At 61.2% G+C, this 23,593-nt stretch carries 22 protein-coding genes; 8 read left to right on the top strand and 14 right to left on the bottom strand.

All coding sequences use genetic code 11. The features are described 5' to 3' along the window. Positions 1–39: 39 nt before the first annotated feature. From WHX55_RS05155 to WHX55_RS05145, 3 genes are read right to left on the bottom strand one after another with little or no spacing between them, the layout of a single operon-like run. On the bottom strand, positions 40–699 hold the full coding sequence (locus tag WHX55_RS05155; RefSeq protein WP_353742172.1) for a Pr6Pr family membrane protein: 660 nt from the start codon (positions 697–699) through the stop codon (positions 40–42). Between the two features lie 2 nt (positions 700–701). Next, entirely contained in the window at positions 702–932 is a 231-nt protein-coding gene (locus tag WHX55_RS05150; RefSeq protein ID WP_007985772.1) for a VF530 family protein, read from the bottom strand. A gap of 46 nt (positions 933–978) precedes the next feature. Then, on the bottom strand, positions 979–1,182 hold the full coding sequence (locus WHX55_RS05145; protein ID WP_150728067.1) for a hypothetical protein: 204 nt from the start codon (positions 1,180–1,182) through the stop codon (positions 979–981). A gap of 56 nt (positions 1,183–1,238) precedes the next feature. On the opposite strand from WHX55_RS05145, the gene WHX55_RS05140 reads away from it, so the two are divergent. The 4 genes from WHX55_RS05140 to WHX55_RS05125 all read left to right on the top strand — a co-directional run bounded on the left by WHX55_RS05140 (position 1,239) and on the right by WHX55_RS05125 (position 8,887). Beyond that, positions 1,239–2,621, top strand: a complete 1,383-nt coding sequence (locus WHX55_RS05140; RefSeq protein WP_353742171.1) for a carbohydrate porin — start codon at positions 1,239–1,241, stop codon at positions 2,619–2,621. Between the two features lie 224 nt (positions 2,622–2,845). After that, positions 2,846–5,257, top strand: a complete 2,412-nt coding sequence (locus tag WHX55_RS05135; protein ID WP_353742170.1) for a glucose/quinate/shikimate family membrane-bound PQQ-dependent dehydrogenase — start codon at positions 2,846–2,848, stop codon at positions 5,255–5,257. A 316-nt stretch (positions 5,258–5,573) separates the two neighbouring features. Further along, positions 5,574–7,991, top strand: coding sequence for an endopeptidase La (lon, locus tag WHX55_RS05130; protein WP_353742169.1), 2,418 nt, complete (start codon positions 5,574–5,576; stop codon positions 7,989–7,991). Positions 7,992–8,263: 272 nt separating this feature from the next. Next, positions 8,264–8,887, top strand: a complete 624-nt coding sequence (locus tag WHX55_RS05125) for a flavin reductase family protein (protein WP_353742168.1) — start codon at positions 8,264–8,266, stop codon at positions 8,885–8,887. 5 nt (positions 8,888–8,892) lie between these two features. Here the strand turns inward: WHX55_RS05125 and WHX55_RS05120 are convergent, their stop codons facing one another. Both WHX55_RS05120 and WHX55_RS05115 read right to left on the bottom strand, forming a co-directional pair. Next, a complete protein-coding gene (locus tag WHX55_RS05120) occupies positions 8,893–9,123 on the bottom strand; it encodes a hypothetical protein (RefSeq protein ID WP_056726096.1) in 231 nt (76 codons plus the stop codon). 41 nt (positions 9,124–9,164) lie between these two features. Then, entirely contained in the window at positions 9,165–9,518 is a 354-nt protein-coding gene (locus WHX55_RS05115) for an antibiotic biosynthesis monooxygenase family protein (protein ID WP_150728062.1), read from the bottom strand. Between the two features lie 339 nt (positions 9,519–9,857). Between WHX55_RS05115 and WHX55_RS05110 the strand changes: the two genes are divergently transcribed. Beyond that, positions 9,858–10,787, top strand: a complete 930-nt coding sequence (locus WHX55_RS05110; RefSeq protein ID WP_353742167.1) for an AraC family transcriptional regulator — start codon at positions 9,858–9,860, stop codon at positions 10,785–10,787. Positions 10,788–10,940: 153 nt separating this feature from the next. Here WHX55_RS05110 and WHX55_RS05105 read toward each other — a convergent pair whose 3' ends face one another. The 6 genes from WHX55_RS05105 to WHX55_RS05080 form a co-directional block, all read right to left on the bottom strand. Then, complete coding sequence (locus WHX55_RS05105) at positions 10,941–11,996, bottom strand: ABC transporter ATP-binding protein (protein ID WP_150757246.1); 1,056 nt, start codon at positions 11,994–11,996, stop codon at positions 10,941–10,943. 18 nt (positions 11,997–12,014) lie between these two features. Then, positions 12,015–12,860 (bottom strand): ABC transporter permease, encoded by an 846-nt coding sequence (locus tag WHX55_RS05100; protein ID WP_056726099.1) that lies wholly within the window; start codon positions 12,858–12,860, stop codon positions 12,015–12,017. Next, complete coding sequence (locus tag WHX55_RS05095; RefSeq protein ID WP_095942818.1) at positions 12,857–13,765, bottom strand: ABC transporter permease; 909 nt, start codon at positions 13,763–13,765, stop codon at positions 12,857–12,859. Before WHX55_RS05095 ends, WHX55_RS05100 begins: the two co-directional genes overlap by 4 nt. A gap of 195 nt (positions 13,766–13,960) precedes the next feature. Next, the gene (locus WHX55_RS05090) at positions 13,961–15,064 is read right to left on the bottom strand and encodes an extracellular solute-binding protein (protein ID WP_095057092.1); all 1,104 of its coding nucleotides are present in this window, start codon (positions 15,062–15,064) and stop codon (positions 13,961–13,963) included. A 296-nt stretch (positions 15,065–15,360) separates the two neighbouring features. Next, positions 15,361–16,809: an aldehyde dehydrogenase family protein gene (locus WHX55_RS05085; RefSeq protein ID WP_353742166.1), complete on the bottom strand. Its 1,449-nt coding sequence runs from the start codon at positions 16,807–16,809 to the stop codon at positions 15,361–15,363. Beyond that, on the bottom strand, positions 16,806–18,443 hold the full coding sequence (locus tag WHX55_RS05080; RefSeq protein WP_353742165.1) for a 5-guanidino-2-oxopentanoate decarboxylase: 1,638 nt from the start codon (positions 18,441–18,443) through the stop codon (positions 16,806–16,808). The genes WHX55_RS05085 and WHX55_RS05080 overlap by 4 nt, the downstream gene beginning before the upstream one ends. A 159-nt stretch (positions 18,444–18,602) precedes the next feature. Here WHX55_RS05080 and WHX55_RS05075 point away from each other — a divergent pair, with 159 nt between their 5' ends. Beyond that, on the top strand, positions 18,603–19,484 hold the full coding sequence (locus WHX55_RS05075) for a LysR substrate-binding domain-containing protein (RefSeq protein WP_353742164.1): 882 nt from the start codon (positions 18,603–18,605) through the stop codon (positions 19,482–19,484). A gap of 130 nt (positions 19,485–19,614) precedes the next feature. On the opposite strand, the gene WHX55_RS05070 is transcribed toward WHX55_RS05075, so the two are convergent. Beyond that, complete coding sequence (locus WHX55_RS05070) at positions 19,615–20,229, bottom strand: NAD(P)-dependent oxidoreductase (RefSeq protein ID WP_353742163.1); 615 nt, start codon at positions 20,227–20,229, stop codon at positions 19,615–19,617. Positions 20,230–20,275: 46 nt separating this feature from the next. Next, the gene (locus WHX55_RS05065; RefSeq protein WP_353742162.1) at positions 20,276–21,154 is read right to left on the bottom strand and encodes an MBL fold metallo-hydrolase; all 879 of its coding nucleotides are present in this window, start codon (positions 21,152–21,154) and stop codon (positions 20,276–20,278) included. Between the two features lie 215 nt (positions 21,155–21,369). Between WHX55_RS05065 and WHX55_RS05060 the strand changes: the two genes are divergently transcribed. Further along, positions 21,370–22,275, top strand: a complete 906-nt coding sequence (locus WHX55_RS05060; protein WP_353742161.1) for a LysR family transcriptional regulator — start codon at positions 21,370–21,372, stop codon at positions 22,273–22,275. Between the two features lie 205 nt (positions 22,276–22,480). Then, positions 22,481–22,657 (top strand): hypothetical protein, encoded by a 177-nt coding sequence (locus WHX55_RS05055; protein ID WP_191624890.1) that lies wholly within the window; start codon positions 22,481–22,483, stop codon positions 22,655–22,657. Between the two features lie 9 nt (positions 22,658–22,666). On the opposite strand, the gene WHX55_RS05050 is transcribed toward WHX55_RS05055, so the two are convergent. Further along, complete coding sequence (locus tag WHX55_RS05050) at positions 22,667–23,563, bottom strand: helix-turn-helix domain-containing protein (RefSeq protein WP_090457497.1); 897 nt, start codon at positions 23,561–23,563, stop codon at positions 22,667–22,669. Positions 23,564–23,593 lie beyond the last annotated feature (30 nt).

The following is a 23,593-nucleotide window of genomic DNA, read 5'->3' as shown; positions in this document are numbered from 1 at the left end:
GTGGGAGCGAGCCTGCTCGCGATGGCGGCGCCTCAGACACTACAAACGCTGACTCTTGGTACGAGACCCAAGCCACCGATCCAGCCCGATCACCAGCAACGCAATCACCACAAACCCCGCCAACAACCCGCCGGCATTGATGAACACCTGTGGATAACCGAGTTTGTCCACATCCACGAAGGGATACGGGTAAACCGCCAGCAGATGCCCGCGCAACAGCGCATAGGCGAAATACAGCAGCGGATAAATCACCCACAGCGCGATATGCCACACGCGCAATGTGCCCTTGGGCACACAACGCCACCAATACCCCAGGAACAGCAACGGCATGATGTCGTGCAACAGCTCATCGGCCAGCCATTGCCAGCCCTCGGGATGCCACAAGTGGCGCAGCAGCAGATTGTAGGCGAGGCTCACCACGGCGATGCTCACGGCAATCGCACTGCTAACCCAAGGCTGCAGGAACCAGCGGCGCGCGGCTGACTCGCGGGATGTCCATTCACAGGTCAGCACGGTCGCCACCAGGGTGTTGCTCAGCACGGTGAAATAGCTGAAAAAACTCATCAGCCCGCCGATCAGGCTGGCGCCCAGCGTCCAGCGTGAATGGAGAATCAGGTACATCTGGATGCTCAATCCCGCCCAGCCGAGCATGGCGGCCACGGCCACAAAATGACGGCGTAACGCAGACGGGTTGACCATGTTCAAAGCGGTCGTTTGGTGCGCATCAACTTCACATACAGGCGTTCGACCTTCTCCCGCGCCCACGGGGTTTTACGCAGGAATGTCAGGCTCGACTTGATGCTCGGGTCGCTCTTGAAGCAGCGGATATCGATGCGCTCGGCCAGCCCCGACCACTCGTAGTGTTCAACCAGTGCGTTGAGGATCTGTTCCAGCGTCACGCCATGCAACGGATCGGTGTTGTGTTCGGTCATGCCGGGCCTTTGAGCAGAGAGGGAATTGGAAGCCGCGCACCTTACGTTAAATGTAGGTGAAACGGAAAAGATCGCAGCCTGCGGCAGCTCCTACATTGGAATACGTATCCTGTAGGAGCTGCCGCAGGCTGCGATCTTTTGTCACTGTTACCAAATCCGAAACGATGCATGTCAGCAAAAGCACTTTCTCTATTTGTAACAGATCATTATCCTTGCACCCCGCTGCCTGCTGAAACGCTTCTGCTTTCACTTCACGCCTGCTGCTTTCCGTTTATTCCCCAGAAAAAGATCAAGAACTCCGTCTCTATGCCTGACTTTAAATCTTTGCGAGACAGCGCTGTCTTTGCAACTGCTGCCCATCGAAACCTCCTGCCCCTGATCGGCGGCCTTACCGCGCTGGGCCTGGCCTCCTGCGTTCAGGCGGCGCCTGCTTTCGATAGCGATTCACCGTGGATGCTCGGTGACTGGAATGGCACTCGCACAGAACTCGCGGAAAAAGGCTACGACTTCAAAGTCGATTACACCGGTGAAATGGGCAGCAATCTGCACGGCGGCTACGACCATGACCGCACGGCCCGCTACAGCGACCAGTTCGGCCTGGGCACCCACCTGGACTTGCAGAAAATCCTCGGCTGGGACGACGCCGAGTTCCAGTTGACCATCACCGAACGCAACGGCAACAACATCAGCAACGACCGCATCAACGACCCGCGTGTCGGCGGCTTCACCTCGGCCCAGGAAGTCTGGGGCCGCGGCCAGACCTGGCGCCTGACGCAGATGTGGTATCAGCAGAAATTTCTCGATGAAAAGCTCGACATCAAGGTCGGCCGATTCGGCGAAGGCGAAGACTTCAACAGCTTCCCCTGCGACTTCCAGAACCTGGCGTTCTGCGGCTCCCAGGTCGGCAACTGGGCGGGCGACATCTGGTACAACTGGCCGGTCAGCCAGTGGGCGATGCGGGTCAAATATCACCTGACGCCAGAGCTTTATGCACAGGTCGGCGCGTACGAGCAGAACCCGTCGAACCTTGACCGCGACAACGGCTTCAAGCTCAGCGGCAGCGGCACCCAGGGCGCGGTCCTGCCGGTGGAGCTGGTGTGGACGCCGAAACTCAATGACCTGCCGGGTGAATACCGCGCCGGTTACTACTACAGCAGCGCCAGCGCCACCGACGTCTACAAGGACAGCAATGGCCAACCTGCCGCCCTGACTGGCGAAGCCTACCGCAGCGTGTCGAGCAAGCACGGCGTATGGCTGGGCCTTCAGCAGCAAGTCACCAGCGTCGCCAGCGACCACTCCCGCGGCCTGAGCCTGTTCGCCAACGGCACGATGCACGACAAGAAGACCAACGCCATCGACAACTACGTCCAGGCCGGCCTCGTCTACAAAGGCCTGCTCGACGCGCGCGCCCGGGACGACATCGGTTTCGCCATGGCCCGCGTCCACGTCAACCCGGCCTTTCGCAAGAATGCCGAGGCGACCAACCAGGCCAACGCCGTATTCGACTACGACAATCCGTCCTACCTGCCGCCCCAGGACACCGAATACAGCGCCGAACTTTATTACGGCGTGCACGTGACCAACTGGCTGACCGTGCGCCCGAACCTGCAATACATCCGCCACCCCGGTGGTGTGGACGAGGTCGATGACGCGCTGATCGGCGGGATCAAGGTCCAGTCCTCGTTCTAAAAAACACCACAAACCCCCTGTAGGAGCGAGCCTGCTCGCGATGGACGTCAACGATAACGCTGCGAACCTGATACCCCGCGCCGTTCTCGTGTTTTTCGCGAGCAGGCTCGCTCCTACAAGGATATGTGTCAACTGAATCGATTTATCTGAACCATGCCCGCACAAGATCGTCATCTACAGTGAACTTGCGCAGGACTACTTGAAACGTCACGGAGAATCACACTATGAGCACTGATAGTGCCTTGAGTCGAAGCCGTCTATTGCCGACCCTGCTCGGCATTCTGCTTCTACTGATGGGCCTGGCCATGCTGGCCGGGGGGATCAAGCTGAGCATGCTCGGCGGCTCGCTGTATTACCTGCTGGCCGGTATCGGCATTGCACTGAGCGGCGTCCTGCTGATCGCCGCCCGCCGCGCGGCGCTGGGCCTGTACGCACTGGTGCTGTTCGCCAGCACCCTGTGGGCGCTGTGGGAAGTTGGCCTGGACTGGTGGCAACTGGTGCCGCGTCTGGCGCTGTGGTTCGCCCTCGGTGTGGTGATGCTGCTGCCGTGGTTGCGTCGTCCATTGCTGATCAACGGCCCTGCCCCCATGGGCACTGGCGCCTTGAGCGTGGCCGTGGTCCTGGCCGGTGTCACCGCCGTCGCCAGCCTGTTCACCCATCCGGGCGAGACCCTCGGCGAGTTGGGTCGTGACTCGGCTGACATGAGCAGCACTGCGCCACAAATGCCTGACGGAGACTGGCAGGCCTATGGCCGCAGCGAATTCGGTGACCGCTATTCGCCACTCAAGCAGATCACCCCGGCTAACGTCGGCAAGCTGCAAGAAGCCTGGCGTATCCAGACCGGCGATCTGCCAACCGCCGATGACCCGGTGGAACTGACCAACGAAAACACCCCGCTCAAGGCCAACGGCATGCTCTATGCCTGCACCGCCCATAGCAGGGTGCTGGCGCTGGACCCGGACACCGGCAAGGAACTGTGGCGTTTCGACCCGCAGATCAAGAGCCCGGTGGGCTTCAAGGGTTTCGCCCACATGACCTGCCGTGGCGTGTCGTACTACGACGAAACGGCCTACGCCAAGTCTGAAAACGCTGCCTCCGCAGTGATTTCCGAGGCCGGCAAAGCCGTCGCCCAGGCCTGCCCGCGTCGTCTGTACCTGCCAACCGCCGATGCACGCCTGATCGCACTCAACGCCGACACCGGCAAGGTCTGCGAAGGTTTCGGTAAAAACGGTGTGGTTGACCTGACTCAAGGCATCGGGCCGTTCACCCCCGGTGGCTACTACTCCACCTCGCCGGCAGCGATCACCCGTGACCTGGTGATCATGGGCGGCCACGTCACCGACAACGAGTCGACCAACGAGCCATCCGGCGTGATCCGTGCCTTTGACGTACACGACGGTCATCTGGTGTGGAACTGGGACAGCAACAATCCCGACGCGACCGAACCGCTGCCAGAGGGCGAACACTACAGCCGCAACTCGGCCAACATGTGGTCGCTGGCCAGCGTCGACGAAAAACTCGGCATGGTCTACCTGCCACTGGGCAACCAGACCCCTGACCAGTGGGGCGCAGACCGTACCCCGGGCGCCGAGAAGTTCAGTGCCGGCATGGTCGCGCTGGACCTGGCCACCGGCAAGGTGCGCTGGAACTACCAGTTCACTCACCACGACCTGTGGGACATGGACGTCGGCAGCCAGCCAACCCTGCTCGACATGAAAACCGCCGACGGCGTGAAACCTGCGCTGATCGCCCCGACCAAACAGGGCAGCCTGTACGTCCTCGACCGTCGCGACGGCACGCCAATCATCCCGATCCGCGAAATTCCCGTGCCGCAAGGCGCGGTGAAAGGTGACCACACTGCTGCGACCCAGGCTCGTTCGGACCTGAACCTGCTGGCCCCGGAACTGACCGAAAAAACCATGTGGGGCGCCAGCCCGTTCGACCAGATGCTGTGCCGCATCCAGTTCAAGGAACTGCGCTACGAAGGCCAGTACACCCCGCCGTCGGAACAGGGCAGCCTGATCTATCCGGGTAACGTCGGCGTCTTCAACTGGGGCGGAGTTTCGGTCGATCCGGTTCGCCAGATGCTGTTCACCAGCCCGAACTACATGGCCTTCGTTTCGAAAATGGTGCCTCGTGCCGAAGTCGCAGCCGACAGCAAGCGCGAAAGCGAAACCGCGGGCGTGCAACCGAACACCGGCGCACCTTACGCGGTGATCATGCACCCGTTCATGTCGCCGTTCGGCGTACCGTGCCAGGCTCCGGCCTGGGGCTACGTCGCGGGCATCGACCTGACCACAAGCAAAGTCGTGTGGAAACGCAAGAACGGCACCAGCCGCGACAGCTCGCCATTGCCTATCGGCCTGCCACTCGGCGTGCCAAGCATGGGCGGCTCGATGGTCACCGCCGGCGGCGTTGGCTTCCTCAGCGGCACGCTGGATCAATACCTGCGCGCTTATGACGTCAACGCCGGCAACGAGCTTTGGAAATCGCGCCTGCCGGCTGGCGGTCAGGCTACGCCGATGACCTACACCGGCAAGGACGGCAAGCAGTACGTGCTGTTGGTCGTCGGTGGCCACGGGTCACTGGGCACCAAGATGGGTGACTATGTGATTGCGTACAAACTGTCCGAGTAAGTTTTAGCGGCAGTCAAAACAAAGGCGACGCCCGTGAGGACGTCGCCTTTTTTGTGGCCACTGATTTCAAAACACCACATGACCACTGTGGGAGCGAGCTTGCTCGCGATAGCGGTCTGACAGTCACTTCAAAGGTGTCTGTCCTTACCTCATCGCGAGCAAGCTCGCTCCCACAGGGGATAGTGTCGCCGCAAAATCCAGCTAACCTGTCTCTGCGCTGAACACACCTGCGAAACACCGCGTCGCAGAAAATGACCGTTGAAACCACCGCCAACCTGCCCCATCTAAGACCCATACCCATTGCGCAGGTGCCCTCATGAGCGACCAGCAGGAATTCCCCGAAGCCCCAAGCGAATACGCCGACCCGGAAAACGCCCCACAGCACAAACCTGGCAAAGGCCTGGCCCTGCCTGGCCAGAACCTGCCGGACAAGGTCTACATCATCCCGATTCACAATCGCCCGTTCTTCCCGGCCCAGGTGCTGCCGGTTATCGTCAACGAAGAGCCGTGGGCCGAGACCCTGGACCTGGTGGCCAAGTCCGAACACCATTCCCTGGCCCTGTTCTACATGGACAGCCCCCAGGAAGACCCGCGCCACTTCGACACCTCGGCCCTGCCGCTCTACGGCACGCTGGTCAAGGTGCACCATGCCAGCCGCGAGAACGGCAAACTGCAGTTCGTCGCCCAGGGTCTGACCCGCGTACGCCTCAAGACCTGGCTCAAGCATCACCGCCCGCCGTACCTGGTGGAAGTCGAATATCCGCACCAGCCCACCGAGCCGACCGACGAGGTCAAGGCCTACGGCATGGCGCTGATCAATGCGATCAAGGAACTGCTGCCGCTCAACCCGCTGTACAGCGAAGAGCTGAAGAACTACCTCAACCGCTTCAGCCCCAACGATCCGTCGCCGCTGACCGATTTCGCCGCCGCGCTCACCTCGGCCACCGGTAGTGAGCTGCAGGAAATCCTCGACTGCGTGCCGATGCTCAAGCGCATGGAAAAAGTCCTGCCGATGCTGCGCAAGGAAGTCGAAGTCGCGCGCCTGCAAAAAGAGATTTCCGCCGAAGTTAACCGCAAGATCGGCGAGCATCAGCGCGAGTTCTTCCTCAAGGAGCAACTCAAGGTCATCCAGCAGGAGCTGGGCCTGACCAAGGACGACCGCAGTGCCGACCTCGAACAGTTCGAACAGCGGCTGGAGGGCAAAGTCCTGCCAGCACAGGTGCAGAAGCGCCTCGAAGAGGAAATGAACAAGCTGTCGATCCTCGAAACCGGCTCGCCGGAATATGCGGTCACCCGCAATTACATCGACTGGGCGACCTCAGTGCCGTGGGGCGTGTACGGCGAGGACAAACTCGACCTCAAGCACGCGCGCAAGGTGCTGGACAAACACCACGCCGGCCTCGACGACATCAAGGACCGCATCCTCGAATTCCTCGCTGTCGGTGCCTATAAAGGCGAAATCAGCGGCTCCATCGTGCTGCTGGTGGGACCGCCGGGCGTGGGCAAGACCAGCGTCGGCAAATCCATCGCCGAAACCCTGGGCCGCCCGTTCTACCGCTTCAGCCTCGGCGGCATGCGCGACGAAGCCGAGATCAAGGGCCACCGCCGCACCTACATCGGCGCGCAGCCGGGCAAACTGGTGCAGGCGTTGAAAGACGTCGAAGTGATGAACCCGGTGATCATGCTCGACGAGATCGACAAGATGGGCCAAAGCTACCAGGGCGACCCGGCCTCGGCGTTGCTGGAAACCCTCGACCCGGAGCAGAACGTCGAATTCCTCGACCACTATCTCGACCTGCGGATGGACCTGTCGAAAGTGTTGTTCGTGTGCACCGCCAACACTTTGGATTCGATCCCCAGCCCGTTGCTGGACCGGATGGAAGTGATTCGCCTGTCGGGCTATATCACCGAAGAAAAAGTCGCCATCGCCAAGCGTCACCTGTGGCCCAAGCAGCTTGAGAAAGCCGGTGTGTCGAAAGGCAGCCTGAGCATCAGCGACAGCGCGCTCAAGGCGTTGGTTGACGGTTACGCCCGTGAAGCCGGCGTGCGCCAGCTGGAAAAAAACCTCGGCAAACTGGTGCGCAAAGCGGTGATGAAACTGCTCGACGAGCCGAAGGCTGTGATCAAGCTCGGCCCGAAAGACCTCGAAACGTCCCTCGGCAAACCAGTGTTCCGCAACGAGCAGGTGCTGTCGGGTGTCGGCGTGATCACCGGCCTTGCCTGGACCAGCATGGGCGGCGCGACCCTGCCGATCGAAGCCACGCGCATCCACACCCTCAACCGTGGGTTCAAGCTCACTGGCCAGCTGGGTGACGTGATGAAAGAGTCGGCGGAAATCGCCTACAGCTACGTCAGTTCGCACCTGAAATCCTATGGCGGCGATCCGAAGTTCTTCGACGAGGCCTTCGTCCACCTGCACGTACCGGAAGGCGCCACGCCGAAAGACGGCCCGAGCGCCGGCGTGACCATGGCCAGTGCCCTGCTTTCGCTGGCGCGCAATCAGCCACCGAAAAAAGGCGTGGCCATGACCGGCGAACTGACGTTGACCGGGCATGTACTGCCGATTGGCGGAGTGCGGGAAAAAGTGATTGCGGCGCGGCGGCAGAAGATTTTCGAACTGATTCTGCCGGAGGCGAATCAGGGCAATTTCGAGGAGCTGCCGGAGTATCTGAAGGAAGGCATTACCGTGCACTTTGCCAAGAAGTTTGCAGATGTGGCGAAGGTGTTGTTCTGATGCTCTTGTAGCGCCTGTACTGCCGTCTTCGCGGGCAAACCCGCTCCCACAGGAAATTGAGTCGCTCACAAAACGTGTGTGCACCCTCAATCCCTGTGTGCGAGCCTGCTCGCGATAGCGATCTTTCAGTCACTTACTTTTCGACCGATAAATTGCTATCGCGAGCAGGCCCGCTCCCACATTGGATCTCATCGACTCAAGTACCGAATCCGACTGGAAATCTGCGGCGCGTGCTTGCACCATGAACGTCTCCCGAAAGCTCTGGAAATCCCATGCCCGACGACATCCACTTCTACGAACCCGCCAACGGCCACGGCCTGCCCCACGATCCGTTCAACGCCATCGTCGGCCCGCGCCCCATCGGCTGGATCTCTTCACAGGATGCCGAGGGCCGCTTGAACCTGGCGCCCTACAGCTTCTTCAACGCCTTCAACTACATTCCGCCGATCATTGGTTTTTCCAGCGTCGGGCGCAAAGACAGCCTGAACAACATCGAGCAAACCGGCGAGTTCGCCTGGAACCTGGCCACCCGGCCGCTGGCCGAGCAGATGAACGAGAGCAGCGCCATGGTCAAACCTGAGGTCAACGAGTTCGAACTGGCTGGGCTGACGACCGCAGCATCGAAGGTCATTCAGGTGCCACGGGTGGCCGAGAGCCCGGTGTCCTTCGAGTGCAAGGTCACGCAGATCATTCAGCTGCAACGGGCGGACGGCAATGTAGTGCCGAGCTGGCTGATTCTCGGCGAAGTGGTCGCCGTGCATATCGCCAAATGGCTGTTGAAGGATGGGGTATACGACACCGCCGCGGCAGAACCGATTCTGCGCGGCGGTGGGCCAGCGGATTATTTCCAGCTGGGGCCTGAGGCCTTGTTCAAGATGTACCGCCCGGGGCGGTGAAGTGACTACCAGAGCAGGTCGGCGTCTTCTTTGACGTCCTTGAGGTGGGTCAGCTCTTTGGCCGCTGCCAGGTCGGCGTCATGGGCGGTCTTGAAGATCTGCCCTTCCAGCACTTTGTGAAAACGCGGGGCGCCGGCACCACCCAGCGCTTTGACGGCGATAGCGGCGTGATAACCACCCTCGCCCGGTACTACAGCGGAAACAGCTTCGAAGTGATCAAAGGCTTTACGTGCCATGTCGCGCATCCTGGCTGGTTGAGAATGCCGTCATTAAACCCTCAACCGGCCAGTTTGTGTACCGCCGCTGCGGACTGACCGAGGGCCTGCGCCGCCGAGACATCCTTGAAGGTGTGGAAATCCAGGCTGTTGACCACCAGCTCCTGCACCAGCTCGGCAAAAATCTCCATCGCCGGCGTGCTGAAGTACGCGGTCATGGCCTGTTGATTGCTCCAGAAACCGGACACCAGCCACAGTTCCGGGTCGCACTGCGAATGCTGCAAGGCAAAGCTCAGGCAGCCTGGCGCTGCGCGGGACGGTTCGATCAGGGCGCTGAGGCGCACACCGAGTTCCGCCGAGCGCCCGGCGCGCGCTCGAACGAAGGCCATATGACTGACGGGGATCTGCGTGGACATGTTCAACCCTCCCGGGGAGTCGCGTGGCAGCCGGGGGACGGGCTGCGACAGGATCAAAGGTTAAGGGCCGCGACGCCTGTCTCGTTAGTCGATTCCTGCCGGCGCGTTGCACAATCCTGCGAAACTGCATCGCCAGCCTGTAACAAGCTGTAAAACCCTGTCACGGTTCTGCCATACGAGTTTCAAGCAAGTTCTTGCGGCACAAGGCTCTAGTGGCTACACCGCCGGTCGCCACCAGGCAGAATCAGGCAAGCATCTGGCAGGATGTGTCTACCGCTGCCGCTTGCACAAACTTATGCTCAGCACCACTCCCTTCATGCCTTGCCGAGGATGCCGCGCATGTCGTCGCTCGATCACTTTCAAGCCCCGCTGGACACCGACATGGAAAAGCAACGCGCGGAACTGGCGGCCATCATCCGCCGCAACACCGCCGAAGATGGCAGTTATGCCACGGCCATCGGCTCGCTGTTCATGTCCCGTCACAGCCAGAACCACGAATTCGCCCCGGTGCTCGCGCAGCCAGCACTGTGCATCATGGCCCAGGGGCGCAAGGAAGTTCAGCTGGCCAACGAGTACTTCAACTACGACCCGTTGAACTACCTGGTGGTCTCGGTCTCGATGCCACTGAGCGGGCGCGTGGTGAATGTCTCGGCCGAGGAACCGATCCTGGCCTTGCGCCTGGACATCGACCCGACGGAAATCACCGCACTGATCGCCGACGCCGGTCCCCTCGGCGTGCCCACCCGGCCGGCCGGGCGCGGGCTGTATGTCGAAAAACTCGACACCGCGATGCTCGACGCCGTGCTGCGCCTGGCACGGTTACTGGACACGCCCAAAGACATCGCCATGCTCGCACCGCTGATTCGCCGGGAGATCCTCTATCGCCTGTTGCGCAGCAAACAGGGGCATCGGCTGTACGAAATCGCCATCGCCAACAGTCAGAGCCATCGCATCAGCCAGGCGATCAAATGGCTCAATGGCAATTTTGAACAGCCGTTGCGCATTGATGATCTGGCCAAGGAAGTGAACCTGAGCGTGTCGACGCTGCATCACCGTTTCAAGGCGATGACGGCGATGAGTCCGTTGCAGTATCAGAAGCAGTTGCGCCTGCAGGAAGCGCGGCGGTTGATGCTGGCCGAAGGACTGGAGGCTTCGGCGGCGGGGTATCGGGTCGGGTATGAAAGCCCTTCGCAGTTCAGCCGGGAGTACAGCCGGTTGTTCGGGGCGCCGCCGTTAAGGGATCTGGCGCGGTTGCGGTTATCGGTTTGAGCTTGTTTCTTTGCAAGCAGTACCTGCCTCATCGCGAGCAAGCTCGCTCCCACATTGGATCTCCTGTGAACACAATACTTGTGAACACTTCAGATCTACTGTGGGAGCGAGCTTGCTCGCGATGAGGCCAGCACAAACAGCATCAAATCCGGATCAGGCACCAAGTACCCGGCAAGCCTCCACCGGCAAGGTCACCGAAACCGGGTGACCAACGCTCAAGCCAAAGCCCTGGCAAGGCGTGCTCAGCGCGGTAAACGAAACCCCGGAACACTCCACCGTGGTCTCGATGGTCGCGCCGATATCGCGTACGAACGTCACCTTGCCCAGCAAGCGGTTGCCCGCGGTCGCCTGCGGAGCCGACAGTTGCAGGTCTTCCGGGCGAATCAGCATCTTCACCTTTTCACCGGCCACAATGCTGCTGCAGATCGGCACTTGCAGCGCATCGCCGCCCGGCAAGCTGACCTTGCCGTTACCCAGCACCGTGGCCGGGAAGATGTTGCCCGAGCCAATGAAGTCCGCGACGAACTCGTTGGCCGGATGGCGGTAGATCTCGATCGGCGTGCCCACCTGCTGCACCTTGTGCTCACCCAATACGACCACGATATCGGCCATGGTCATGGCCTCGCGCTGGTCGTGGGTCACCATGATGGTGGTGATGTTCAGGCGTTGTTGCAGCTGACGGATTTCCACCTGCATCGACTCGCGCAGCTTGGCGTCCAGTGCCGACAGCGGTTCATCGAGCAGGAGGATTTTCGGGTGCGAGGCAATCGCCCGGGCAATCGCCACGCGCTGGCGTTGGCCGCCGGACAGCTTGGCCACCGGACGATTGATCATCGCTTGCAGCTGGATCAGCTCCAGCAATTCCACCACCCGCGCCTGCTGGTCAGCCTTGCTGACCCCGCGCAGCTTCAGCGGATAGGCGATGTTCTCCCCGACCGTCATGTGCGGGAACAGCGCCAGGGACTGGAACACCATGCCGAAGTTGCGCAGGTGCGCCGGGGTGTTGCCAATGTCTTCGCCGTCCAGGCGGATCTCGCCGCCGGTCAGGGTTTCAAGGCCGGCGATCATGCGCAGCAAGGTGGTCTTGCCGCAGCCCGAAGGGCCGAGGAAACACACCAGTTTGCCCTCGGGCAAATGCAAGTTCACATCCGTTACCGCGCAGGCCGAGCCGTAATGTTTCTCGACGTTTTCCAGAATCAGACCAGACATGTGAATCACCTCAAGAAATCAGAACGAAACGCCACCTTCACCGACCAGCTTCTCCAGCGCCCAGATCAGGACGAAGTCGATCAGCACGATCAGTACGGCAAACGAAAATACGGTTGGGTCGAGCGAAGACACGGTGCGGCTGTACATCCAGATCGGCACGGTCATGACGTCGATGGTGTAGAGGAAATAGGTCACGGTGAATTCGTTGAACGAGACGATGAACGCCAGCAGCATGCCCGCCAGGATTCCCGACTTCATCAACGGCACCACCACATCGACAATCGCCCGCAGCGGTGAAGCACCGAGCATTTGCGCAGCCTCCTCGACTTCGCTGCCGATGGAGAGCATCGCCGCCGTGCAGTTCTTCACCACGAACGGCAACGCGAGGATCACGTGGGCAATCACCAGGCGCGAGGTGGTCATGTGGAACGGCAGGCTGTCGAACACCAGCAGCAATGCCAGCCCCAACACCACCATCGGGAACACCAGCGGCAACGACATCAGTTGCAGCGCCACGGCCTTGCCGCGGAACTCGCAACGAGTCAACGCGTAGGCCGCTGGCACCGCAATGATCGTGGCGAAGATCATGGTCAGGCACGACACCAGCAGGCTGGTGCTCATGGCCTGGCCGAGGCTCAGGACGTCGCTGGCGTCCGGCGACACGAAGGTGTGCCAGGCGGCCTTGTACCATTGCAGGCTGTAGCTGCTCGGCGGGAAGTCGAGGTTCGACGCGCCGCTGAACGACATCACGATCATGGTCAGGATCGGCAACACCGCCAGCAACAGGATGAAGCCCGAGAGGATGCCGGCAAACTTGCCGGTATCACCCGGCAACAACTGGCGCTTCTTGATCAGGGTACTCATTGCGAAGCCTCCAGCATGCGGCGACGGCGGCCAGTGATGTATTCGGACAGGGTCATGATCGCGAGGGTGGTGACGATCAGCACCACACCGGCAGCGGACGCGGCGGGCCAGTTCATCAGCGGAGCGATCTGGTCATGCACCATCACCGCCAGCATCGGCACGCGCCGGCCACCGAGCAGCAAGGGCACCACGAAACTGCTGGCGTTGTAGGCAAACACCAGGGTCGCACCGGTAATGATCCCCGGCAGACTCATCGGCAATACCACCTGGCGGAACACCTGGAAGCGACTGGCGCCCAGGGTGGCGGCAGCTTCTTCGTAGCTGCGGGCGACGCCGCGCATGGCGCTGGCAATCGGCAACACGGCCAGCGGGAAGGCGGTTTGCACCAGGCCCATCAACACGCCGTTCTGGTTGTACAACAGCATGATCGGGCGCTTGATCAGGCCCAGGCCCATCAGTGCCTGGTTGAGCATGCCACCTGGGCCGAGGATCACCAGCCAGCCGTAGCTTTGCAGCAACAGGTTGACCAGTAATGGCAGCAACACCGCCGCAAGGAAGATCCGGCGCACGAACGGCGAGGTCAGGCGCGACATGGTGTAGGCCACCGGGATCGCCAGAATCACTGCGATCACCGCGCTGATCAGCGCCAGGCGCAGGGTCAGCATCAGCGACTTGAGGTAATAGGGTTCCAGCAACTGGGCGTAACTGGCCAGGCTGAACCCGGACCATTCCGCGCCCTTGGTGCCCACGCTCATGCGCAGTACCAGGAGGCTCGCGGCGATCAGTACGCCAAGAAACAGCATCGACGGCGTGAGGAAAAGCCAGGCGCGCGCGGTCGGCGAAACACCCCGACTCGGGCGCGACTCAGCGGCGCTGACCGAATGGGTCAAAGGTTGGTGTTCCATAGCAAAGGGTCTCGTCAATGGAAAGCAGCTGACAGACACAAGACTTCCAGACGCATCAGCCCCCTTGTGGGAGCGAGCCTGCTCGCGAAAGCGGTGTGTCAGTCACATCAATACTGAATGTGCTGACGCATTCGCGAGCAGGCTCGCTCCCACAGGGGATCTTCAGTGTTTGAAGACCCTGTGTACGTCACTCGATCAGGAAGAAAAGATTTCCGTGTAACGACGAATCCATTGGTCATGCACGCTGGCCAGGAAGGCGTTGTCGTGCATGATCGCCTTCTCGGCAATCTGCTCCGGCGTGAGGATGTACGGGCTCTTGCGTGCTTCGGCGGAGATGATCGCCTTGGCGTTGACCGGGCCGTTGTAGATGTCTTCAGCCATCTTGCCCTGCACCAGCGGGTCCAGGGAGTGGTTGATGAAGGCGTAGGCCATGTCGGTATCGCCCGGACGGTTCTTCGGCATCACCGAGAGCATCAGGTCGGTGTAGAAACCTTCCTTCATGCCGAACGTGGCGCCCAGGCCGTAGGCCGGATCGCGGATCTGTTTCGGGAAGAAGGCCGGTGCGTACAGGCCGCCCATGTCCAGGGAACCGGTGCGGAACAGTTCGGCGATCTGGTTCGGGTTTTCACCCAGGGTCACCACACGATCTTTCAGCTCGGCGAGTTTCTTGAAGCCAGGCTCGATGTTGTGTTCGTCACCACCGGCCAGTTTGGCGGCGATGATGATCAGGTCCATGGCCTCGGTCCAGTTTGGCGGCGGCAGGAAGATGTTCGGCGCCGCGTCGGCATCCCACAGGGAGGCGTAGCTGGTTGGAGCCTCTTTCTGGGTGCGGGTGCTGTAGACCAGGCTGTTGCACCACAGCAGGTAACCGATGCCGTGGCCATTGGCGCCGGTGCGGTATTTCTCCGGTACATCGACGAGGTTGGGAATGCGGTTGAGGTCGGGTTTTTCCAGCAGGTTGGCGGCGGCCAGACCTTCGGCACCGACGCCTGCCAGGGTGATGATGTCGTACTGCGGACGATCACCACCGGCCTTGAGCTTGGCGACCATTTCCGAGGTACTGCCGGTGCGGTCAGCGATGACCTTGCAGCCGTACTTGTCTTCGAACGTCGCGGCGATGTTGCGCAGTGCAGCCAGGCCGGTGTCATCCGACCAGGTCAGCAAACGCAAGGTCTTGCCGGCAAAACGTGTGTCGCTGGCATTGGCCTTGATGAACGGCATGCTCATGGCTGCCGCTGCAACCGAGGCTACGCCCACGGTCTTGATGAATTGACGTCTGTTCAGATCATGCTCGCCCATTACGGACTCCCTTTGTTTTTGTAGGTATAAGGCAGGTCGAAACTGTTGCATCCGCGCGACCGGACCAGCGTTATCTCCCGTATTTTCGGGGGTTTGGCTGAGCCAGCGGGTTCATCCTGAGGTCGTGTAAAACACCTGACTATCGATAAAAACTCATTGAAGCCATGACGCCAGCGCATGCCTCATGTAGGAGCGAGCCTGCTCGCGAATGACGCATGAACGACGCGGGCTGTCTGACTCCCCGCGTTATCGTTGACGTCCATCGCGAGCAGGCTCGCTCCTACAGGAGAGTGCCTTCAGACGGCCCGGATCACGTGTTTGATTTCCTGGAAAGCCTGCAAGCCCCACGGCCCCAATTCGCGGCCGATGCTGCTCTGCTTGTAGCCACCCCAGGCGGTCTGCGGGAAGATCACCTGCGGCGCGTTGATCCACACAAGCCCCGCCTGTAAAGCGTTGGCGACGCGGTCAGCGGTCTGTGCATTGCGCGTCACCACACTGGCGACCAGGCCAAACTGACTGTCGTTGGCCAGGGCAATCGCCTCGGCTTCAGAGGCGAAACGGCGCACGCAGATCACCGGGCCAAAAATCTCTTCACACCACAGCGCACTGTCGAGGGGCACTTCGGTGAACACCGTCGGCTGCAAAAAATATCCGCGCGGCAGGTCGGCCGGGCGATTGCCACCGCAAACCAGCTTAGCGCCGGCACTCAAACCGCGATCGATGTGACCGAGCACGCGCTGGTATTGCGCCTGATTGACCAGGGCGCCCATTTCCACGTTCGGGTCGAACGGGTCGGCCACGCGAATGGCTTCTGCACGAGCTTTCACTCGGCTCAAGAATTCATCGGCCAGTTCATCGGCGACCAGCACGCGGCTGGTGGCGGAGCACATCTGCCCGGCGTTGAAGAAACCACCGCCACAGGCCACTTCCACCGCCAGGTCGATATCGGCATCGGCCAGCACCAGCAGCGAGGATTTGCCGCCCAGTTCCAGGCTCACGCCCTTGACGGTTTCAGCCGCTCGTTGCATGACCTGCACGCCGACCGCATTGCTGCCGGTGAAGGAAATTTTCGCGATGCGCGAGTCTGCCGACAGGGGCGCGCCAACGGCCAGGCCAGTGCCGCACACCAGGTTGAACACGCCCGCAGGCAACCCGGCTTCAGCGATGATCGCCGCCAGTTCCAGCTCCGGCAGCGGCGTCACTTCCGAAGGCTTGAGCACCACGCAGCAACCGGCGGCCAGGGCCGGGGCGAGTTTCCACGCGGTGGTGACCATCGGGAAATTCCACGGCACGATCAGGCCGACCACACCGCAGGGCTCGCGGCGCAGGCGAGCGCTGAAGTCGTCGGTCGACAGCTCTATCGCGCTGTCCTGTTTTGCGTCCAGCCCTTCGGCCAGACCGGCGTAATACTCGAACGTGGCGATCACGTCATCGACGTCGATCGCGGCTTCGAATTGCGGCTTGCCGTTGTTGCTCGACTGCAAGTGCATCAGTTTTTCACGGTTGGCCTGCACGCCCACAGCGATTTTGCGCAGGATCGCGCCGCGCTCGGCGCCCGTGGTTTTCGACCAGTCGGCGAACGCCTGGGTCGCCGCGCTCACCGCTTGATCAACCGCGCGTTCATCGCCGCCATTCACGGTGGTCAACAGGGCTTCGGTCGCCGGGTTGATCACCCGCAGGTGTTCGTTACCAGCCGACCATTGGCCGTTGATGTACAGGCCATCCAGGGTCGTAGGGAAAGTCATTTCGACACCGCCTGCATCCACTGGGTCTGGTCGATTTCAATCAGGGTCGGGCCCTGGCGATCGGTAGCGATACGCAATGCGCCACGCAGTTGCTCGACACTGCTGACCGCTTCGGCGGCGCAACCCAATGCCTTGGCCACACCGATGAAGTCCGGGGTGTAGATGTCCACGCCTACCGGCTCGATGGCGCGGTTGACCATGTATTTCTTGATCTCTTCGTAGCCCTGGTTATTCCACAGCAGCACGATCACCGGGGTGCGCGCTTCAACGGCGCTGGCCAGTTCCGGCAGGGTGAACTGCAGGCCACCGTCGCCGATCAGGCACACCACCGGAGGACGCGCGCCACCTTCGACGCGGCCACCCAGCCAGGCGCCAATCGCCGCCGGCAAGGCGTAGCCGAGGGTGCCGTAACCGGTGGACGAGTTGAACCAGCGACGCGGACGCTCCGGGTTGAACGTCAGGTTGCCGGTGTACACCGGTTGGGTCGAATCGCCGACGAATACCGCGTTCGGCAATTCCTGCAGAACGGTTTCGAGGAAACGGGTCTGGGCCAGGGTCGGTGCGTCCCAGGTCGCGGACAGGTCTTCACGCAAACGGGCGGCACGCACCTGGCCCCAATCGTTGCTGCGCTCGGCCAGGGATTTGTGCGACAGGGCACTGAGCAAAGCCTGGGCGGCGTTGCGCGAGTCGGCCACCAATGCCACGTGCGGCGGGTAGTTGCGCACGGTCTGGTCCGGGTCGATATCGACGCGCAGCAACTTGCCAGGAATTTCGAAGCCACCGGCGAAGGTCACGTCGTAGTCGGTCTCGGCCAGTTCGGTGCCGATGGCCAGGACCACGTCGGCCTCGGCGACCAGCGCACGGGTGGCGACCAGGCTCTGGGTCGAACCGATCAGCAACGGGTGACCGGAGGCGAGCATGCCCTTGGCATTGATGGTCAGGGCGACCGGCGCGTCCAGCAGTTCGGCCAGTTCAGTCAGCTCGACGGCCGCGTCGATGGCCCCGCCACCGGCGAGAATCAGCGGACGCTTGGCGTCGGCCAACAATTCAGTCATGCGCGAAACAGCGCTCGGCGAAGCACCGGCACGGTCGATATTGACCGGCAGGCTGCTGAGCAGGTCATCGGCTTCTTCGACCAATACGTCCAATGGAATTTCGATGTGCACCGGACGCGGACGGCCGGCCTGGAACAGTGCAAAGGCGCGAGCCAGCACGCCCGGCAATTCCGACGCCGACATCAGGGTGTGGGAGAACGCCGCGACACCGGCGCACAGTGCGCCCTGGTTCGGCAGCTCATGCAGCTTGCCGCGACCGCCGCCCAACTGGCTGCGCGATTGCACGCTGGAGATCACCAGCATCGGGATCGAATCGGCATAGGCCTGGCCCATGGCGGTGGTGATGTTGGTCATGCCAGGGCCGGTGATGATGAAGCACACACCCGGTTTGCCGCTGGTGCGGGCGTAGCCGTCGGCCATGAAGCCGGCGCCCTGTTCGTGGCGTGGCGTGACGTGGTTGATGCTCGAACGGGCCAGCCCGCGATACAGCTCCACGGTATGCACCCCCGGAATGCCGAACACCTGCTCGACCCCGTAGTTTTCGAGTAACTTGACCAATACTTCGCCGCACGTCGCCATGTCTTTGCCCTTTTTGTTCGTTTGAGACGCCGGGCATGCGCTGTGTTTATGATGGATTCGCAGGCCCGGGAATGGCCTCATTGGAACGGGCGACAGGTAGCCGCAACAATGGATAAAAAGTCATACTAGCCATGTCCTCACGTCATACCTTGGATCCCAATGAAACGACTGCCTCCCCTGCCGGCGCTGCACACTTTTCTGATTACCGCGCAGTGCTGCAATTTCACCCGGGCCGCCGAACAGCTGCACATCACCCAAGGCGCGGTGAGTCGGCAGATCGCCGGGCTGGAAGATCATCTGGGTTATGAGCTGTTCATCCGCCTGGCCCGAGGCCTGGACCTGACAGCCGAGGGACGGGAATGGCTGCCACGGGTCCAGCAGATTTTCGGCCTGATCGACGAGGCCGTTGAACAGATCGGCGAGAAGCGCGAAACCCTGCAACTGAAGGCACCAACCTGCGTCATGCGCTGGTTGCTGCCGCGTCTGTTGCAATGGCAAAGGGAGCGCCCGGACGTGCCGGTGGAACTGACCACCACGGTCAAGCACGGCGTGGATTTTCATCGCGAGCAATTCGATGCAGCGGTGATGTACGGTGCACCGCCAGACGATTCATTGATGTCGCAAAAACTCTTCGACGAACAACTCACGCCTGTGTGTTCCAGACCGATGCTCGAAGGCCCCATGCCCCTGCAGACACCGGCGGATCTGCAACAACACCTGTTGCTGCACCCGACCCGCGACGAGCGGGACTGGAAGGCCTGGTTGAAAGCCGCGGATGTGCATTTGACCAATGTCGGCAAGGGCCAGCATTTCGAAACACTGGACCTGGCGATGTCGATGGCGTCCCAGGGAACGGGGGTGGCGATTGGCGACTGGTCGCTGATCGGCGATGACCTGAATGCCGGGCGGCTGGTCATGCCTTTCGAATTGAAGGTGACAACGGGGCTGGCGTATTACCTGGTATTCCCCGAAAAACCCGGGCCTTCGCCGAAGTTGATGGAATTGATGGGCTGGTTGGTGGAGCAGGCGCAGTCGCGGTAAAACCGTATAACTCTGATGCTCCACCCTGTAGGAGTGAGCCTGCTCGCGATGACGGCTTCACATTCGAAATCAATGTTGACTGCTCCGCCGCTATCGCGAGCAGGCTCGCTCCTACAGGTGATCATTGAACTCAGTACCCGACAGTAAACCGCTGCCGCGAATGCTTCGGCGCTTCCACTTCGTCGAGCATCGCAATCGCGTAGTCGGCAAAGGTAATCCAGCTGCGCCCTGCGCTGCTCACCAGCAAATCATCCTGACCGAGGCGAAATTTCCCGCTGCGATCGCCCTCGACAAATTCGGCCGATGGCGACAGGAAGGTCCAGTCCAGATCCCGCTCTTCACGCAAGATTGCGAGGAATTCGGCACCGGCACTGGCCTCTGCCTTGTAAGCCTCAGGGAAACCTTCGCTATCGATCACTCGAGTGCCATCGGGCAATAGCAGCGAACCCGCCCCGCCCACCACCAGCAGACGTTTGACCCCAGCTTTTTTCACCGGGTCAACGACTGCGTTGGCAGGCAGCGTGGCGAAGTGCGCCGCGCTGATGACCACGTCATGGCCCGCAATTGCAGCTTGCAACGCAGCGGCATCAAGGGCATCGACGGCCTTGCCGGCCACACCTTCACGCGGGTCGATTTTCGACGTATCACGGGCGATGGCGGTAACGCTGTGACCGCGGCGCAGGGCTTCTTCCAGCAGTTGGCTACCGGCACGACCGGTGGCACCGATGATTGCGATTTTGCTCATGACGTTCTCCAGTGGGTTGAGCTTCTTGGATTTCAGTTGAGGCGGGTTACCACTTCATCTCGCCCTTGGCGACCTTGGCGCTCAGTTCCAGGGAGCTTTCATCACCCAGGGTCGGGAAGCGTTTTTTCATCGCCGCGATCAGCGCGGCGGAATCCTTGGCCTTGGCGGTTTCTTCGTCGAAAGCCTTGATGTAAGCGGCGGTGAACTGCACGGCGGCCAGGGAGCGATCGCTCTCGCCGAGGTAATGACCCGGCACCACGGTCTGCGGTTTCAGGGTTTCAATGGAATGCAGCGTAGCCAACCAATCGGCATGGGACTGTGGCGTTTGCGTGTCCGCCATCCACACGTGGATGTTTTGCGCCACCACGACACCACCCACGACTGCCTTGATCGACGGAATCCACACAAAGCTGCGATCCGGCTGCGGGCCCTCAAGACCCACCACCTGCAACTTCTGCCCTTCAAGGATCAGGCTGTCACCCTTGAGCACACCAGGCACGATGGTTTTGGCCGGCACGTCGGCACCCATTTTCGGGCCCCAGATCGCCAGTTTGCCGTCGACGGTTCGCTTGATGTGGTCGACGGTCGGCTGCGAGGCGAGGACCTTGGCCTTGGGGAACGCGGCCGTCAGGGTATCGAGGCCGAAGTAGTAATCCGGATCGCCATGGCTGATGTAGATGGTGGTCAGTTGCTTGCCGCTAGCGCGGATTTTTTCCACCACCTGTTCGGCCTGGGACTTGCCGAATTGCGCATCCACCAGGATCGCTTCTTTCTCACCACTGACCAGCACCGAGGTCACCGGGAAGATGGCTTTTTCGCCGGGGTTGTAGACATCCAGCGTCAGGGTCGAGGCGGCTGCATGGGCGGCGAAACCGAGGGCGACTCCTACCAGTAAAATGCGCTTTAAAGTGGTGAAACCGATCATCTGTTGCTCCGTATTACAATGGCTGTCGTGGTCCCTTGTAGGAGCGAGCTTGCTCGCGATGGACTCAAAGACGCCGCGTTTAACCGGTAACCCGCGTTATCGTTAACGTCCATCGCGAGCAAGCTCGCTCCTACAGAGGAACAGAGCTTAGTTGCCTGACTCAGTACAAAAAATGCGATGCTTGAACATAGTTTGTTTCTGAAAGCGGGCAAATCATGGATCGTCTTCAAGCAATGCGCGTGTTCGTCACGGTGGTCGACCTCGGCAGCCAGTCGGCCGCCGCCGATCATCTGGAGCTGTCACGGCCGGTGGTATCGCGGTATCTGGCGGAACTGGAGGACTGGATCGGCGCGCGCCTGATGCATCGCACCACACGCAAGTTGAGCCTCACCGCCGCCGGCAACGAGATCCTGCCCCGCTGTCGGCAGATGCTCGATTTGTCCACGGACATGCAGGCCGCCGTCAGCGAACCGGATGACGCGCCGCGCGGCCTGCTGCGGATCAGCGCCAGCACCTCCTTCGGCCAGGCGCAACTGGCCGATGCCATGGCCGCCTATGTCCGACGCTACCCCGGCGTCAGCATCGACATGCAGATGCTCGACCGCACCGTGAACCTGGTGGATGAGCGCATCGACCTGGCGATCCGCACCAGCAACGACCTGGACCCGAACCTGATCGCCCGCCGCCTGACGGTTTGCCGCTCGGTGATCTGCGCGTCCCCCGCTTACTTGCGCGAGCACCCGGCGCCGCAACGGGTCGAGGACCTGAGCCTGCACAATTGCCTGACCCACTCCTACTTCGGCAAAAGCCTGTGGCATTTCGAACAGGACGGCGAGCAGGTTTCTGTACCGGTGCAGGGCAACATCAGCGCCAACGAGGCCAGCACGCTGCTGCGCGCAACGATCGCCGGCGCCGGGGTGGCGATGCTGCCCACGTACCAGGCCGGCGTGCACCTCCACAGCGGCGAATTGATTCGCCTGCTGCCGACGGCCGAACCCCGGCAAATGAACGTGTATGCGGTGTATGCCTCACGCAAGCACATGCCGGCGGCGTTGCGCACCTTGCTGGATTTTCTGGTGCTTAGATTTCCGGAAGAACCGGCGTGGGATATCGGCCTGTAACCGGATCGAAAATGTGGGAGCGAGCCTGCTCGCGATAGCGGTGGATCATTCAAAAAGGGTTGCTGACTGACACGACGCCATCGCGAGCAGGCTCGCTCCCACAGGGGTGATCAGTGTTCTGAATACCGCGCTATTGCTGGCAACTCAATGGCGCTGACCTATGCTCAAAGTAATACCGACAGGTATTCGTTCAGAGGTCAACGCCATGAACATCAGAACAAGAAGATACCTCGCGATTTTCATCACCTGTGCGGTCACACTCGGGCTGTATGGCGCTGCGGCCTGGCGCGTCGAGCAGTTGCGCAATCTGCCCCGTGAAGCCGCGAGCTGCAACTTCGAGCGCTGCATCCCCCACAACGCTACCTTCAACACCCTCCGGTAACGAAGGGGGTCAGGCTTCGTTGTCCTGATCGGCCTTCAAGCGGTCACGAAATGCTTTGGGCGAAATCCCCACTCGACGCCGGAACAGGCGCGTGAAGTTGGTCGGATCGGAAAACCCCAACACGTCGGACATTTCATAAATGGTCATGCTGGTGTAGGTCAGCAAACGCTTGGCCTCCAGCAATTGCCGTTCGTGCATGATCTGCAACGCCGGTTGCCCCGCCAGCTCACGGCAGGTGCCATTGAGGTGGGATACGGAAATCCCCAGCCGGTGCGCCAGGTCCTCGACCTTGACGTGCTGGCGATAGGTCTCTTCCACCAGCTGAATAAACCCGTTGAGGTATTCCCGGGCCCGCTGCGGTCGCGCCATGGCGGTGCGTCGCTGGATCACCTGGCGGCTGACCCACACCACGATCACGCTGACCAGTGAATGCATGAGCATTTCCCGCGCCGGTTGATGGCTAGTGTATTCGTTCTGCAAGGCACTGAACAGGCTGTTGAGGTACTCGGCGTCCTTGCCTGCCGGGTAGCTTTCGGACTGGGCCAGGGCATTGACCGATTGCCCCAACTGCATCTGCAGGTGGGCGATCAGCGGCGCGGCCAGGGTCACGACAAACCCTTCCACGTCCTCGGAAAAGCGAAAGCCGTGCACCGACAGCGGTGGCAGGATCTGGATCGCCGGCTCCACCAGTTGCGTTCGCTTGCCTTCGATTTCAAGCTCTGCCTGACCTTTGAATACGAAGAGCAACTGGCACAAGTCAGCATGGCGGTGCGGTTTGATTTCCCAATGATGTTCGCGACTGCGTTTGGAAATGGTTTCACAGTGCAGCAAGTCCGGGGTCGGCCAATCCAGGCTTTCACCGTAGAGCTTGAACACTGGAATCGAAGGCAGGTCAGGCTTGTTCATCACTTCAATCCAGGCCTCGGAGTAGATGGC

The organism is Pseudomonas fluorescens, assembly GCF_040448305.1.
Classification (GTDB): domain Bacteria; phylum Pseudomonadota; class Gammaproteobacteria; order Pseudomonadales; family Pseudomonadaceae; genus Aquipseudomonas; species Aquipseudomonas fluorescens_BH.
Note: the sequence above shows the minus strand (reverse complement) of the source record. Positions and strands in the feature narration are given on the sequence as shown.

What these genes read in the sequence shown, in the direction of transcription:
- WHX55_RS05115 (WP_150728062.1), bottom strand. Translation starts at nt 9,518, where the DNA reads ATGTCCACGCAGATCCCCGTCAGTCATATGGCCTTCGTTCGAGCGCGC.
- WHX55_RS05080 (WP_353742165.1), bottom strand. Translation starts at nt 18,443, where the DNA reads ATGGCGACGTGCGGCGAAGTATTGGTCAAGTTACTCGAAAACTACGGG.
- WHX55_RS05100 (WP_056726099.1), bottom strand. Translation starts at nt 12,860, where the DNA reads ATGAGTACCCTGATCAAGAAGCGCCAGTTGTTGCCGGGTGATACCGGC.
- WHX55_RS05070 (WP_353742163.1), bottom strand. Translation starts at nt 20,229, where the DNA reads ATGAGCAAAATCGCAATCATCGGTGCCACCGGTCGTGCCGGTAGCCAA.
- WHX55_RS05075 (WP_353742164.1), top strand. Translation starts at nt 18,603, where the DNA reads ATGAAACGACTGCCTCCCCTGCCGGCGCTGCACACTTTTCTGATTACC.
- WHX55_RS05085 (WP_353742166.1), bottom strand. Translation starts at nt 16,809, where the DNA reads ATGACTTTCCCTACGACCCTGGATGGCCTGTACATCAACGGCCAATGG.
- WHX55_RS05065 (WP_353742162.1), bottom strand. Translation starts at nt 21,154, where the DNA reads ATGATCGGTTTCACCACTTTAAAGCGCATTTTACTGGTAGGAGTCGCC.
- WHX55_RS05155 (WP_353742172.1), bottom strand. Translation starts at nt 699, where the DNA reads ATGGTCAACCCGTCTGCGTTACGCCGTCATTTTGTGGCCGTGGCCGCC.
- WHX55_RS05150 (WP_007985772.1), bottom strand. Translation starts at nt 932, where the DNA reads ATGACCGAACACAACACCGATCCGTTGCATGGCGTGACGCTGGAACAG.
- WHX55_RS05095 (WP_095942818.1), bottom strand. Translation starts at nt 13,765, where the DNA reads ATGGAACACCAACCTTTGACCCATTCGGTCAGCGCCGCTGAGTCGCGC.
- WHX55_RS05140 (WP_353742171.1), top strand. Translation starts at nt 1,239, where the DNA reads ATGCCTGACTTTAAATCTTTGCGAGACAGCGCTGTCTTTGCAACTGCT.
- WHX55_RS05105 (WP_150757246.1), bottom strand. Translation starts at nt 11,996, where the DNA reads ATGTCTGGTCTGATTCTGGAAAACGTCGAGAAACATTACGGCTCGGCC.
- WHX55_RS05110 (WP_353742167.1), top strand. Translation starts at nt 9,858, where the DNA reads ATGTCGTCGCTCGATCACTTTCAAGCCCCGCTGGACACCGACATGGAA.
- WHX55_RS05090 (WP_095057092.1), bottom strand. Translation starts at nt 15,064, where the DNA reads ATGGGCGAGCATGATCTGAACAGACGTCAATTCATCAAGACCGTGGGC.
- WHX55_RS05050 (WP_090457497.1), bottom strand. Translation starts at nt 23,563, where the DNA reads ATGAACAAGCCTGACCTGCCTTCGATTCCAGTGTTCAAGCTCTACGGT.
- WHX55_RS05055 (WP_191624890.1), top strand. Translation starts at nt 22,481, where the DNA reads ATGAACATCAGAACAAGAAGATACCTCGCGATTTTCATCACCTGTGCG.
- WHX55_RS05125 (WP_353742168.1), top strand. Translation starts at nt 8,264, where the DNA reads ATGCCCGACGACATCCACTTCTACGAACCCGCCAACGGCCACGGCCTG.
- WHX55_RS05120 (WP_056726096.1), bottom strand. Translation starts at nt 9,123, where the DNA reads ATGGCACGTAAAGCCTTTGATCACTTCGAAGCTGTTTCCGCTGTAGTA.
- lon (WP_353742169.1), top strand. Translation starts at nt 5,574, where the DNA reads ATGAGCGACCAGCAGGAATTCCCCGAAGCCCCAAGCGAATACGCCGAC.
- WHX55_RS05060 (WP_353742161.1), top strand. Translation starts at nt 21,370, where the DNA reads ATGGATCGTCTTCAAGCAATGCGCGTGTTCGTCACGGTGGTCGACCTC.
- WHX55_RS05135 (WP_353742170.1), top strand. Translation starts at nt 2,846, where the DNA reads ATGAGCACTGATAGTGCCTTGAGTCGAAGCCGTCTATTGCCGACCCTG.